The organism is Planococcus sp. 11815 (assembly GCF_051096385.1).
Classification (GTDB): domain Bacteria; phylum Bacillota; class Bacilli; order Bacillales_A; family Planococcaceae; genus Planococcus; species Planococcus citreus.
Genome location: NZ_CP096991.1, coordinates 653203 through 666538 on the forward strand (window position 1 = coordinate 653203; position 13336 = coordinate 666538).

The 13336-nt window shown below is 47.5% G+C and carries 16 protein-coding genes; 11 read left to right on the forward strand and 5 right to left on the reverse strand.

Annotation, left to right across the window (positions count from 1 at the left end; translation table 11 throughout):
- The first annotated feature begins 1 nt into the window (after window position 1).
- Window positions 2-1006 (forward strand): sensor histidine kinase, encoded by a 1005-nt coding sequence (locus tag M1Q06_RS03425; RefSeq protein WP_434401579.1) that lies wholly within the window; start codon window positions 2-4, stop codon window positions 1004-1006.
- 86 nt (window positions 1007-1092) lie between these two features.
- Here M1Q06_RS03425 and M1Q06_RS03430 read toward each other — a convergent pair whose 3' ends face one another.
- Complete coding sequence (locus M1Q06_RS03430) at window positions 1093-1323, reverse strand: hypothetical protein (protein WP_434401581.1); 231 nt, start codon at window positions 1321-1323, stop codon at window positions 1093-1095.
- A gap of 556 nt (window positions 1324-1879) precedes the next feature.
- On the opposite strand from M1Q06_RS03430, the gene M1Q06_RS03435 reads away from it, so the two are divergent.
- Both M1Q06_RS03435 and M1Q06_RS03440 read left to right on the forward strand, forming a co-directional pair.
- Complete coding sequence (locus tag M1Q06_RS03435; RefSeq protein WP_434401583.1) at window positions 1880-2563, forward strand: ABC transporter ATP-binding protein; 684 nt, start codon at window positions 1880-1882, stop codon at window positions 2561-2563.
- A complete protein-coding gene (locus M1Q06_RS03440; RefSeq protein WP_434401585.1) occupies window positions 2560-5145 on the forward strand; it encodes an ABC transporter permease in 2586 nt (861 codons plus the stop codon). The genes M1Q06_RS03435 and M1Q06_RS03440 overlap by 4 nt, the downstream gene beginning before the upstream one ends.
- 48 nt (window positions 5146-5193) lie before the next feature.
- Here M1Q06_RS03440 and M1Q06_RS03445 read toward each other — a convergent pair whose 3' ends face one another.
- Entirely contained in the window at window positions 5194-5484 is a 291-nt protein-coding gene (locus M1Q06_RS03445) for a hypothetical protein (RefSeq protein ID WP_434401587.1), read from the reverse strand.
- A 179-nt stretch (window positions 5485-5663) separates the two neighbouring features.
- On the opposite strand from M1Q06_RS03445, the gene M1Q06_RS03450 reads away from it, so the two are divergent.
- From M1Q06_RS03450 to M1Q06_RS03460, 3 genes are read left to right on the forward strand one after another with little or no spacing between them, the layout of a single operon-like run.
- Window positions 5664-5879: a hypothetical protein gene (locus tag M1Q06_RS03450; RefSeq protein WP_434401589.1), complete on the forward strand. Its 216-nt coding sequence runs from the start codon at window positions 5664-5666 to the stop codon at window positions 5877-5879.
- A 1-nt stretch (window position 5880) separates the two neighbouring features.
- Window positions 5881-6087, forward strand: coding sequence for a hypothetical protein (locus tag M1Q06_RS03455; RefSeq protein WP_434401591.1), 207 nt, complete (start codon window positions 5881-5883; stop codon window positions 6085-6087).
- Window positions 6084-6332, forward strand: coding sequence for a hypothetical protein (locus M1Q06_RS03460; RefSeq protein WP_434401593.1), 249 nt, complete (start codon window positions 6084-6086; stop codon window positions 6330-6332). Before M1Q06_RS03455 ends, M1Q06_RS03460 begins: the two co-directional genes overlap by 4 nt.
- Before the next feature lie 44 nt (window positions 6333-6376).
- Here the strand turns inward: M1Q06_RS03460 and M1Q06_RS03465 are convergent, their stop codons facing one another.
- On the reverse strand, window positions 6377-6931 hold the full coding sequence (locus M1Q06_RS03465; RefSeq protein WP_434401594.1) for a hypothetical protein: 555 nt from the start codon (window positions 6929-6931) through the stop codon (window positions 6377-6379).
- A gap of 348 nt (window positions 6932-7279) precedes the next feature.
- Between M1Q06_RS03465 and M1Q06_RS03470 the strand changes: the two genes are divergently transcribed.
- Window positions 7280-8503 carry a M48 family metallopeptidase gene (locus M1Q06_RS03470; protein ID WP_434401596.1) on the forward strand — a complete coding sequence of 408 codons (1224 nt, stop codon included), beginning with the start codon at window positions 7280-7282 and terminating at the stop codon, window positions 8501-8503.
- A gap of 27 nt (window positions 8504-8530) precedes the next feature.
- Here the strand turns inward: M1Q06_RS03470 and M1Q06_RS03475 are convergent, their stop codons facing one another.
- Window positions 8531-8797 (reverse strand): hypothetical protein, encoded by a 267-nt coding sequence (locus M1Q06_RS03475; protein WP_434401597.1) that lies wholly within the window; start codon window positions 8795-8797, stop codon window positions 8531-8533.
- Between the two features lie 214 nt (window positions 8798-9011).
- Between M1Q06_RS03475 and M1Q06_RS03480 the strand changes: the two genes are divergently transcribed.
- The 3 genes from M1Q06_RS03480 (at window position 9012) to M1Q06_RS03490 (ending at window position 10897) form a co-directional block, all read left to right on the forward strand.
- Window positions 9012-9167, forward strand: a complete 156-nt coding sequence (locus M1Q06_RS03480; protein ID WP_157073443.1) for a hypothetical protein — start codon at window positions 9012-9014, stop codon at window positions 9165-9167.
- Between the two features lie 299 nt (window positions 9168-9466).
- The gene (locus M1Q06_RS03485; protein ID WP_434401599.1) at window positions 9467-10159 is read left to right on the forward strand and encodes a hypothetical protein; all 693 of its coding nucleotides are present in this window, start codon (window positions 9467-9469) and stop codon (window positions 10157-10159) included.
- A 72-nt stretch (window positions 10160-10231) separates the two neighbouring features.
- Window positions 10232-10897: a hypothetical protein gene (locus tag M1Q06_RS03490; protein WP_434401601.1), complete on the forward strand. Its 666-nt coding sequence runs from the start codon at window positions 10232-10234 to the stop codon at window positions 10895-10897.
- 60 nt (window positions 10898-10957) lie between these two features.
- On the opposite strand, the gene M1Q06_RS03495 is transcribed toward M1Q06_RS03490, so the two are convergent.
- Window positions 10958-11323, reverse strand: coding sequence for a type II toxin-antitoxin system prevent-host-death family antitoxin (locus tag M1Q06_RS03495; protein WP_434401603.1), 366 nt, complete (start codon window positions 11321-11323; stop codon window positions 10958-10960).
- A 168-nt stretch (window positions 11324-11491) separates the two neighbouring features.
- Here M1Q06_RS03495 and M1Q06_RS03500 point away from each other — a divergent pair, with 168 nt between their 5' ends.
- Window positions 11492-13336: a DNA/RNA helicase domain-containing protein gene (locus tag M1Q06_RS03500; protein ID WP_434401605.1), complete on the forward strand. Its 1845-nt coding sequence runs from the start codon at window positions 11492-11494 to the stop codon at window positions 13334-13336.

A 13336-nucleotide genomic window follows, 5' to 3' on the forward strand; every position in this document is an offset into this window, starting at 1 on the left:
GATGCTGCGCAATAATGAAATCCGCTGGCTGCTGGTTGCACTCATCACAATCAGCGCACTTGGCACGATCCTCTCTGCCATTTTCGTTTCTTATTCAGCCGCGTGGTTCGTGCTCGGCGTCGCGTTATTGCTGAGTGCAACGGCCATCATTTTCACTTGGTGGCGCTATAGAGAAATCGAGCGCTTGTCCGGTTTCCTCCAGCAAATCAGCAGTGGCGATTTTCAGCTCGATGTGCGCGACAACCGCGAAGGCGAGCTGAGTCTATTAAAAACGCAAATTTACAAAGTGACGAAAATGCTGTCGGAACACGGCGCGCTGCTCAGTGAAGACAAAGGCAAGCTGACGAACGCCATTTCGGACATTTCCCACCAATTAAAAACGCCGCTCACGTCGATGATGGTCATGGCGGATTTACTTCGCGATAGCGAATTGGATGACGCAAAACGCAGCGAGTTCATCCGCAATCTCCACACGCAGCTTGAGCGTATGGACTGGCTCGTGGCGTCATTACTCAAATTGTCGAAGATCGACGCCGGCACGATTCATTTCAAACAAGACCGCATCCCGGTGTCCACACTGATTGAAAAAGCGGTCGAACCGCTGCTCATCCCGATGGACATCAAAATGCAGGATTTGCAGGTCGAAGGCGATCCGGACGCAACGTTTACCGGCGACCTCAACTGGACGACCGAAGCACTCATCAATATTTTGAAGAACTGCGTGGAACATACCGGGGAAGGCGGCAAGCTCACGATCCGCTACGGCGAAAACGCGCTCTACACCGATATCCGGATCGAAGACAATGGCAGCGGCATCTCGAAAAAAGATTTGCCCTATATCTTCAAGCGCTTCTATAAAGGTGAAAACGCCGGCGACGACTCGGTCGGCATCGGCCTCGCCATGGCCTATAGCATCATCACCAGCCAAAGCGGCGACATCGAAGTCGCAAGCACGCCGGGTGATGGCACCCGCTTCCATATCAAATTCTACAAGCAGGTGATCTAGCGCCTGCTTTTTTTCTTTGGAATTAAAAAAAACAGAAACTCCGCCCCGACGGAATTTCTGTTCAGCTTTTTAATTAACATCAACGGTTATCCCGAGGTACGGTTAAACCACCAGACGACCAGTGCGATGCTGACAACGCTCCAAGCCGTCACGCCCCATACCCACCAAATCATGTGCTTGGTATCTCTTAAAGCTGCCTCGCTGTCCGGGTTTGCTTTAACATGCGCGAGTTTCGTCTCCATTCGTTTTTTCAACGAAAGGAATACAAGCAATCCGATGAGGATGAAACCGATCATGATCCACAATAAGACATCCACGTTTTACCCTCCTCTAGTTTGGTGATTTGTTTCACTTCAAACGTATGCAAACAAATTGAGCCGAATAGGAGTATTGATAAGGAAAGTGTAACACGAAATCAAAATCTGGAAATTGCCTTCCACTTCAAGTGAGCTAGAAGAGACCTTTACCTAATTTTCCTTAAGTGACTGGATTGTCACCTAAAAGTCACCGGGCAGTCATTAACCCTCTCTATACTAAAGTTATGTAAGACGATAAAGGGTTGAAATCCTGATAGACTATCTCATTAAGTTTTGGTGAGTTGTAGTGTTTTTCTTTTTAAGTCGATAAAGAATGAAGCAAAACTGCGGAGACTCCCGCGGGATAGCGAGACAGCCGAGACCCTGCAAGCGAATGTGCGAAGCAACGCTGAACACATTCGTTTGCGAAGCTCGAACAAAGTGAGAGTTGAGCAGGTGGTTTTCAGCGCAGCGACGAAGCGGCTTGGCGCTCGCCCGCAGGAAAGCGGAGCGGTTTTGCGAATGTGGTGAAAATCCAACTTAATTAATAGACAGTAACCAAACGGAGGGTACACTCATGACAATCATGGAAGTGAAAAACTTATCAAAAGTATACGGCAAGGATGAAATGGCGGTCAAAGCACTCGACGATGTGTCGTTTAGCGTCAACAAAGGCGAGTTCATCTGCATCATCGGGCCATCTGGATCCGGCAAATCGACTTTGCTCCACCTGCTCGGCGGCGTCGACCGCCCGACCAGCGGCAACGTGTCGATCGACGGCACGGACATCTACAAGCTCGACGAAACGCAACTCGCCATTTTCCGCCGCCGGCAAATCGGCTTGATCTACCAGTTCTACAACTTGATCCCGATCTTGACGGTCGAGGAAAACATCACCTTGCCGATGCTGCTCGATGAACAACGCGTCGACAAACACCAATTCCGCAAAATCTCCGAGGCGCTCGGGCTCGACCAACGCCTCAACCATTTACCGAACCAATTATCCGGCGGCCAGCAGCAGCGCGTGTCGATCGGCCGTGCGCTCGTCAGCAATCCGGCAATCATGCTGGCAGACGAACCGACTGGAAACTTGGATAGCAAAAACAGCGAGGAGATCATGGAGCTTCTCAAGATGTTCAACAAAACCTTCAAGCAGACCTTGATCGTCATCACACACGATGAGCGCATCGCTTTGCAAGCCGACCGCGTCATTTCAATTGAAGACGGCAAAATTGCCAAAGACGAGGTCATCCGCTCATGAACATCGTCAATAAAGTCACCGTCCGCCACTTGAAGGAAAACAAACGGCGCTCGCTCGTCACCATTATCGGTGCCATCATCTCGGTTGCCATGATTACCGCGGTCGCAACGCTCGGCGTGTCGTTTCTCGATCTGTTGATTCGCGGAGACATCGAACAAAACGGCGAATGGCATGTGCAGTATCAAGAAGCAACTGTCGAGCAGCTTCAAGCCATCGAACAAGATGAAAACACTGAACAGCTCATCGTCACAAGCGACGGTTTTGCCGACTTTGATAGCACCAAGACCGACACGAAACATTACCTTTATTTTCGCAATTTCGAAGCACAAGGCATGGACCATTTCCCGCTTGCGCTCACAGAAGGGCGCTTGCCTGAAAATGCCACTGAAGTCGTCATCTCGGAAACTTTGAACAATAGCTCTGATGAGACCTACGAAGTCGGCGATACCTTGACTGCCGGCATCGGCGAACGCATGCATAGTTTGGAAAACCGCAAGCTCTCAGAGTTCGACGCCATTCAGTTCGGCTTGGGCGACACGATCAACGAAGAACTGGTCGACGTAACCGAGCAGACTTTCAACATCGTCGGCATCATCGAACGTCCGGGCTGGGAAGTGTCCTGGCTGCCAATGGTGAGCGTCGTCGGGTTTACCGATACGGCCACTGCCGCAGCGGATGAGACCTTTGACGGTTACGTTGTCGCCTCGAAAATCAACAATGATTTATTCGATGACGCCAAAGCGTTTGCCAAAGCACAAGGCATCCCGTCGGTCGATTTCAACTCGGACCTCCTGCGCTTATACGGCGCCACGCAAAACGATAATTTGCGGACGACGATGTTCTCGCTCGTCGGCATCATCATGGGCATTGTCGTCATCGGCTCGGTGGCGCTTATCTACAACGCCTTCGCCATCAGCGTCTCCGAACGTGCACGTCATCTCGGCATGCTCGCAAGCGTCGGCGCGACGAAACGCCAGAAACGCAACTCGGTATTTTTCGAAGGAGCCATCATCGGCGCCATCAGCATCCCGCTCGGCATAGTTGCAGGGCTCGGCGGCATTTGGCTGACCTTCCGATTCATCAACACCTTCTTGCAAGGTGCGCTCAATGTTGAGCAACAGTTGGAAGTCGTTGTCACCCCGATGATGCTCGTCGTGGCAGTCGGCGTCTCAGCACTGACGATCTTGATTTCGACGTATGTGCCGGCGCAAAAAGCGTCGAAGATTTCCGCAATCGATGCCATCCGCCAAACACAAGACATTAAACTGACCGGCAAGGCCGTGAAAACTTCGAAATGGGTGCGCAAGCTGTTCGGCCTGGAAGCGGAAATCGGCTTGAAGAACTTGAAACGCAACCGCAAGCGCTATTTGGCGACAGTGTTCTCACTGGTCATTTCAATTGTCTTGTTCCTGTCGGTGACCTATTTCACCAATAACTTGAAAACCTCGCTGGCCATGACGCAAAGCGATATTCAATACGATATCCAATTGCACGGCGGCGAAATGGATGCGGAGAGCCTCGAGCGATACGCGGGTCTCCCTGAAGTGACCGAAGCGAGCTTTATCCGCCAAGGAGGAGGCGAAGCACTCATCGCCCAAGACCAGTTGCCAGACGTATTGCTCGAGCAGATCGAACGCGGCGAAGCCATGCTTGAAGATGGCAAACTTCAGTATTTTGTCTCCGTGTATGCCATGGATAATGAAAACTTCGAACAATACGCGGAACAAGTCGGCGTGGATGCGTCGAGCTTTGGCCAGGAAACGCCGCGTGTCATCCTCATTGATGAAGTGGTCTACCAAGACGGCATGTCCGGCACTATCAACGAAACGAAAACCATCAAAGCAGAAGTCGGGGAGACGATAGAACTTCTCGGCAGCTCCATTAATGAAATGGGCGAGGAAATCGAACCGGAAGTGCTCGCCAATGTCGAAATCGCGGCATTGACGGATCAAGTACCTACTGGAGTCTCCACCTCATATCCGGGAAGTATCGACTTGATCGTCCCGATGGATGCCCTGGATGAACTCGGCTTCATTGCTGAAGATACGTATCCTGTCATCTCACTTGCGACGAGTGACCCGATGAAGACAGAGGCGGAGATTTTGGAAATCAACGAAGCGGGTATCGACATCTCGAATGTCTTCCAACGGCGCCAGCAAGAAGAACAACTCGTCTTGCTCATGCAAGTGTTTACGTATGGATTCATCACGTTGATCTCGCTCATTTCCATCGCGAACATTTTCAACACCATCTCGACCAGCATCCAATTACGCAAACGGGAATTCGCCATGCTGCGCTCAGTCGGCATGACCCCAAAAGGCTTCAATAAAATGATCCGCTACGAAAGCCTGTTCTACGGCGTCAAAGCCCTCGCATACGGCTTGCCGATCAGTTTCGCGGCGATGCTCGCGATGCATTTCGCACTCAACCAGACCTTCAGTTACGGGTTTTCGGTCCCTTGGGGCAGTGTCGCCTTTGTCATCGTCGTGATCTTCTTGATTGTCGGTGTGGCGATGTTGTACTCGATCGCCAAAATCAAGAATGACAATATCATTGAAAGCTTGAAACAGGAAAATGCATAAGAAAAACGCGCTCTGCCGGTTGGCGGAGCGCGTTTTTTGTATAGAACATCAAATTCTGCGAACGGCGTCTTTCTTGCGGAAAACCCCCATCAGCAACAACACCAAGCCGATGATAAACGTGCTGGGGTACAGAATGGCGAGCATCGCCACGGCAGCCCAACCACTTCGCTCGTAATGGGCATAGCCCATACTGACGAGCCAAGAGAACAACGGGCAAATAACAAACATCGTCGTAATGCCCCAAATGATGTATTTGCCTTTTCGCGAATAGCCTTTACTGAACTGAAAGGCGAGAAGCAGCGAGACGAGCAAGATGCCACTGGCTGCAATGTATTCCAAATCGAATAGCCTCCTTGTGGTGGATGCCAATCTAAGATGAGTTTCTGTTTTATTGTTCACAGTTTAACACAAATTCCCAATTGCTGAAGTTCTTCTTGAAAATCAGTCTACTATCTTATTGGAAAGGTTTCCAGGTATTCCCTGAGGGTAACAGGGAAGTAGAGCTAGGAGGAGAAAAAATGAATAACCGATTGAAAAATGCTTTATTGGTGATCCCCACTTATGGCGTAGTCGCCTTTATTATGGGTTACATTATAGAAGGAAAACCGGTTTGGAATCTGGTGCTCAGTTCCGTCATTGCTGGATTTCTTCTTGTTGTATTCATTTTACCGCGCATGGAGAAGAAGCGGCTAGCAAAAGAAAAGAAGGCACAAACCAGCTTGGAGGATAACTGAAATGACTAACTATGCAGTAAAGACCATTTCATGGGCAGTGGCATACGCGGCCATCGCGTTTTTGACGAGTTACATATTTGGAAGCGAGCCGGATTGGTTTTTCTTCATCGGCTCATTAATTGCCGGATTCATTCTATTCGGTGTGCTGCGGCCCATCGTCCAGAACAAGCGCCGCAAGAAACAACAGAGAGCAGGTGAACGCATTTGAGCTGGCCTGAAATCAAAGAACATCTAACAGAGCCGATTTTTTCGAAGAAGAAAGACCCGATACTCTTTTTCCCCTTAGTATTTCTCGTCACGTGGCTTGGGACAGTCGTTTATCAAAGAACCGGCATTTCTTATGTTGAATACATATTATGGCTGATTCCGATCGCCCTCGTTCTTTCTGCCTTGTACATTTTACTGATTGCCTGGTTGAAAAAGAAACGGGCGAAACGCACCAATGAATCATAAAGAAAGCGCGTGTCTTCTAAGAGACTCGCGCTTTCTTTATGGTTTTATTCTTCAATCACTTGGTTCTCATTGTCGTAAAAAGTAAATGCGGCTGGAGCTGACGATTGAATGGCGTCTGGTAGCTTCGCGTATTCAATGAGGTAGGGGTCACTAGCTGTCGAAAAACTGTATTCCAATTGAGCGGCACCTAGAGTCTTCAGGTTAACTTGAGCGATTCGCAAGGAATCATTTGTGCCAACCAACACACCGTAAGTTCCATCATTTGTCGGGATATCCAGATACGTGAAGCCAGGCACAGTCCCGATCGTATTTATACGAAAGCGGTTGAGCCAATCAAGTTCATAATGCGCATACATCGTCGTCTCGTCACTCGCTTCCAATAAGGCGATCCAGCTTTCGGAAGCATCTATTTTCTTGATTTCTCTCAATGAAAAGCGCTTGTCGTCTGAGTTGCTGCGGTAAAGTTCATCAAATGCTGCTTGCGCATGTTCCTCTAAATTGGCATGAAGATTATTGGCGTTGGCTGAAATGCTCAGCCCGTAGAATAAAACCGAAACGAGTATTAAAGATGCAAGAAACCACACAATTTTCCTGTTCAAGCCAATGCCTCCCTCACCAGTCAATTGCCTCTATTTATTCCATTCATTATACATCAAATTAGAAGAAATAGAAGATAGTCTTGAAACAATTCAGCAGACCAGCCGTCTTCTGAATAGCTGTTAATCAGTCGGCAACATCTCCGTATTGATCAGCGAAACCACTTGAATCATCATTTTTTAATCTTAACAAAAAAATTTACAAATCGCGTGAAAATTCTATTCTATAAATGAGCAGTAAGTGCTATTATATGTAAGATATTCCAAATCGAGAGGGAGAAAATGATGAGTAAGACGAACATTCAATCAGATAGAGAGAGCATTTATTTTATTCTTAGCGTAATTTTTAGTGTGTTAATTTATGTATTGGTAGCCATCTCCATTGTTGGTATCGGCATTGCCTTGGCGATTTTCGCATTTTTGCTGTTCACCAATGCGGTGATGCTTGGGTCGATCCGTGGAAACGGCGTGCGCATCCACGAGCGCCAATTTCCGGATGTCTACGAACGCGTGCAGACATTGTCTGCGCAAATGGAATTAAAGAAAGTCCCTGACGTCTTCGTCATCCAATCAGAAGGCGCGCTCAACGCTTTTGCGACACGCTTCTTCGGACGCGACATGGTCGTGTTATATTCCGAAGTATTTGAACTGGCGCGCGAGCAAGGCCAGGCGGAACTGGACTTTATCATCGCCCATGAACTGGCTCACGTGAAACGTCGCCACGTCTGGAAAAACCTGTTGATCATGCCGGCTGGGTTCATCCCGTTCTTGAGTTCGGCATATAGCCGCTCATGTGAATACACATGCGACCGCCACGCGGCCTACGAAATCCAAGATGCTGCTGCCGCGAAACGCGCATTGACGCTGCTTGGCATCGGAAAGAAAGCATATGCAGAAGTGAACGAAGATGCGTACCGCGAACAAATCACGACGGAATCGAATGCATTCGTTTGGCTGGCCGAAGTATTGTCGACGCATCCGCGTTTGCCGAAACGCATCCAATCGATCGACTGGTTCAGTAAGGCCGACGTCAAATTCTACCAGCCGAAACACGGCCGCATCGCTCTTGGGGCAGTCGCTATCGCTCTTGTCTTGAGCTTGGCGTACGCTGGAGTTGTTGGCGTGTTCGCCACCACCTCAGCTATTGCCAATTCGTTCTTACCCGAATTTGACGATGCGTTCTACGATGAAATGTATAGCATCGAAGGTGAGACTCCGCTCATGGCAGCCGCAGCAGCAGGTGATGTCGCTGGTGTCGAACAAGCACTCGCTGACGGTGAGGACATTCATGCGAAAGACTCGGAAGGCTCTGACGCCTTGATGTACGCCGTCCACTGGGGCGACCCTGAGGTGATCCAAACATTGGTAGACGCAGGGGCCAAGGTGAACACATCCGACTATTACACAACGGCCTTAGCAGTTGCCGTCATGTACGAAGATTACGAGAGCGCCAAACTGCTTATCGAAAATGGCGCCGACCCAACATTTGAAGGACCCGACGGCTTAAGCGCTATTGATGAAATGGGCGTAGATTCCGAGGAAGAGTTCATGGAAATGCTCGAACAAGGTTATTAATAAACTTCATCAAACAAGCGTCGATCGCTAACAGATCGACGCTTGTTTCATTTCTACGCTGCCATTATCACCATCGACATGATCGATGCCCCATTCGCAATTCCCTTCATTTTCCCATTCCACTTCATAACGGCCCCAATTGTATTCAATAGAGAAGACCTCTGCGTCTCCAAACGAATTCGTGTGAAAATCTTCGATGATCGCGATGGCCTCGGATTCACTAATCTGCGGTTCTTGCATGCAGCCGAATAATAGAGAGCTTAAGAACAATACGAGCAAACTCAAGCGTTTCATGGCTTCACCCCTTTGGCAGATAGACGGAATTGAACCAACAAAAGTTACTGGAATTTCGGCTGAATATGTTATGTGTCTGCAATAGGCGGGTAGGCAGGGAGTAACACCCATTTATTTGGCAACTAGCAACAGCTTGGTGAATGGCAGCAAATGTCCCGGATAGTTGGCACGGAGGAATAAACTTCAAAATCCTTACTAGAGAGGAATGGTTGAAATGAAAAAATTTGCAGCAATCATCTTCGCCAGCGGATTGGCATTGTCCGCATGCTCAGGCGACAGCGAACCGGAAACAGAACCGCTCGAAGAAAACGACGGCGCCGATGATACGATGACGGATACAGATGATGGTGAAGAGGAAGAAGAGGATTGATGGGACACCACTATTGGTGAAAGGATCTGCAGAAAATAAAATATGATTTGAAATGAGAGCCTGTGTAATCACAGGCTTTTTTTGGTGCGTTAAAACCTACCTTTTACTGAGATTGTTATCTCTTCGTGAGGAATAGGTAATATTTTTGAAATAATCCATTTAATTGGTAATCATATATTTCATCTAGTATAATTTGGCATTAACAACTTAACATTTATTAGTCATTCCGATGAACGATAGATGACACTATATGACATCTTGATTCACCGGACACCAAAGAAATGAGGAGGACGAGAAGAATGATTAAAAAATGGTTTGCAGCAGGAACGATCGGTGCAGCATTAACGCTCAGCGCCTGCGGTTCGGATACGACCGAGGTCAATGAGGAATCGGAAACGACAGCTTCTGAAGGCGTGGATGAAACAGAAGAAACGACTGAAACAGAACAAGCGGAAGAAGAGGAACCGCTCGAAGACGTTGAGGAGATTGAAGAAGACTCCGGAGACGGTGAGGATGTCCAAGAAGACGATAGCTTGAAGGCGACCAACACCTATACGAACAAAGAACTCGGGATAACAGGAGAAGCCGGACCAATCCAATATGAAATTCCAGGTATCCAATTAAAGATTTTAGAACCGAAAGATCAAGCGACAGCCGACCTCTTCGAAGTGGAAGTGGGCGATGAAGTCCATGCCTTTACTATTCAACTTGCAGGGGAGAATACTTCGGATGAAGATATGAATTTTTATCTCGGACAAGCAACAGCCATCACCAACACTAAAGAACAGCTAGAACCGGACATGCTTATGTCAGAGCACATTAACGGGGAATATCTGGGCCAAGTACGGCACGAAGGACATAACGTATACATCCTGGAAAATTCGACTGTCGATGAACTGGAAACAATTGAGTTGAGAATATCCGCTCCGACAGATGAGAATTTCGAAAGCCAAGGAGAAGATATTTCTCACACGATTGAAGTGAACCAATAAACGAGAAGCAAGTTCTGACACGACTACCGAGTGAATAAACTAACGATCATTGAGAAACAGAAAGGGATTTTTATGAAGAAATTTGCAGTAATACTAGCGGCTAGTGGACTTACACTGGCTGCTTGTTCGAGTGACAGCGAACCCGAAACCGAAGCAGTTGAAGAAGCGGGTAGCGCAGGAGAAGCAATGACCGATACACAAGATACAGAAGAAGCTGAATCAAATGAAGAAGGTGGAAGCGTCAGCGTCGATGAAGGAATCTTCAATGTCGAAGTGACCATCCCAGCATCGTTCTTTAACGAAGAAGAAGACTTGGAACAAGTCGCAGCAGACGCAGAAGCCGAAGATGTGAAAGAAGCAACCGTCAATGACGACGGATCGATCACGTATAAAATGTCTAAATCACAGCACGCAGACATGCTCCAGGAATTCTCAAACAATATCAATGAACTGACAAACGATATCCCTGAATCCGGGGACTATCCGTCGATCCAAGCGGTAGAAGCTTCAAACAATTACGATCACTTCACCGTTCAAGTGGACCAGGAAGCCTATGAAAATAGCTTCGACGGAATCGCTACCATGACTCTCGGTATTTCCGGCTCGTATTATCAAGTGTTGGATGGCGTCGACGTAGATGATTATGAAGTCACTATAGATATTGAAGATGCAGAAACCGGGGAAGTATTTGATACGATTGTTTATCCGGAAGCACTGGATGAGATGGGTGAAGAGTAGAATAATGGTATTCAAAAAAGCTCGCAGCGATGCGAGCTTTTTGCCGTTCACAACGATGAACTATTCAACATCGAACAACTCATTATCGGCTATCTCATCTGGATCCATAGCCAAAATCCGTGCATAAGCTTGTTCTCCAATTGCTTCTCTCAACGACACCAATTTTTCAGGAGTGGCATGTAGTTCCGAAATGCGATTGCTGATTTCAAACTTCCAAAACAGCTCCTTATAATACTCGAGCTCCTGATACAATCTCTCATATTCTCTGTAATCCAACATCACAGAATCGATTCGGCCATGAACGGAAATATATTGTGGTTTATCTTTAGCCGCTTTGCATAAATAGGAAAAATTCTTCGAAGCCTTAGAGACTGGGATGGTTTGGTCGGAAGTAATAGAAGGCTTTTGTCCCGATTCAGGAAGCACAAAAATCAACTCCTTATAATCTCTTTGTCTAAATATGCTCTCAAGCTAATAATCTGTCAATAATTGTAGTAATATTGCGAAAAGTATCCTCAGATTAGTTAAATAATGCTAAACTGAGATTAAGTAACAGACAGGATTTTACAACTAGAGAAGATAGGGGACGGCCACATGATTATCTATAACGAAAGTTCTTCTAAATTCATTAGCCACGTACTGGAGCAGCGCATCGAATCCGTTCTTTTGGAGCGGGTGCAGGAGAAAATGAACCATTCGGTCTCGCCAAGTGAGATCCGTTCGTGGACCAACTCATTACCTCAAATGGCGAAGATTTTGCGTGATGCGGATTTAAAAGACGGCACGCATGTCTTACTCGAATACAAACTGCCATCAACCGAAAAGCGCATTGATTTCCTCATTACCGGCGAAGACAAGAGCGGCAAACAAAACGCAGTCATCGTGGAGCTGAAGCAATGGCAGAAATCCCAACTGGCGGAAGGCGACGGCATCGTCAAAACTTATCTCGGCGGGCGCAACCGCGAAACGGTGCATCCGTCCTACCAGTCCTTATCCTATAAGCGCTTTCTCGAGAACTTCAACGAATCCTTATATGAAGGCACATCAATCAATTTAAGCTCTTGTGCGTATTTGCATAATTACATACCCAAACGTGAATCAGAGCCCTTGCTCGACGAACGCTACCAAAGCTATATCGAACAGTCTCCGGTCTATTTCCAATTTGATGACCTGTTGTTGCGAAAACGTATTAATGACGCGGTCTCGGAAGGAAAAGGCGACGAAATCGCACGGAGAATTGAAGAAGGACGTATCCGACCCTCAAAAAAACTGGTCGAAGCCGTTAATTCATTGTTCGAAGGCAACGAGGAATTCATCCTGCTCGACGAACAGAAAGTCGCCTACGAAAAAGTGCTATCCATTTACAATGGCTTAGATCTCGAAACCGACCAAAAGCACACAATCCTCATCAAGGGCGGACCAGGCACCGGTAAATCTGTCATCGGCTTGAACCTGATGAATTTCCTGTTGGGTGAGGAAGCAACAATTGAATACATCACGCCGAATCAATCGTTCCGTGAAATCCTGCGCAAGAAACTGATTGGTCGGAGCGGCTTCGTGGAAATACGGAGCCTGTTCAAAGGGTCCGCAGCATATGTGGAAACACCAAACAATTACTACGACGTCCTAGTCTGTGACGAAGCGCACCGCCTGAAAAATCAGGGTCATATGAAGCCGAAAATCGAAGGCGAAAACCAGGCAACACAAATCATCCGCTCCAGCAGGTTGAGCGTTTTCTTTATCGATGACGAACAAGTCATCTCCAATAAAGACATCGGCCGCTTCGAGCTGTTAAAAGAAGAAGCCGAAAAACAAAACGCCAACGTCCATGTCGTCGAACTCGACTCACAGTTCCGCTGCGCAGGATCTGGCAATTATCTGGAATGGCTCGATAATTTGTTATACGACAAGAAACAAGACATCCAGCTTGATGGAGACTTTGATTTCCAAGTCGTCGACTCTCCGCAAGAACTGTACGAAAAAGTCGTCAAAGAAAAAGGTGGACGGCTGCTTGCTGGCTACGCCTGGGATTGGAATAAGAATCCGGTGAACGGGGAGTTGCCAAAAGACGTTGTAATAGAAGCACACGACTTCGCGATGCCATGGAACGACCCGAACCGCATCGACTGGGCGATCCATCCGGAAGGCTCCGAACAGATTGGCTGCATCCATACAGTACAAGGGCTCGAGATGGAATACGTTGGCGTCATTATCGGTAATGACTTGACCTATAATCCAGAAACACAGTCGTTGGAAGTAAAGCGAGAGAATTTTAAAGACAAAGGGGCAAGACCTGCGAAGCCTAAAGGGAAATATGCAGTAGATCCATTAGATCAGTTGGTGAGGAATACGTATAAGACATTGATGACTCGTGGGATGAAGGGTTGTTATGTTTATTGTGTAGATAAAGAAACTGAGGACTATATTGATTATTTATAG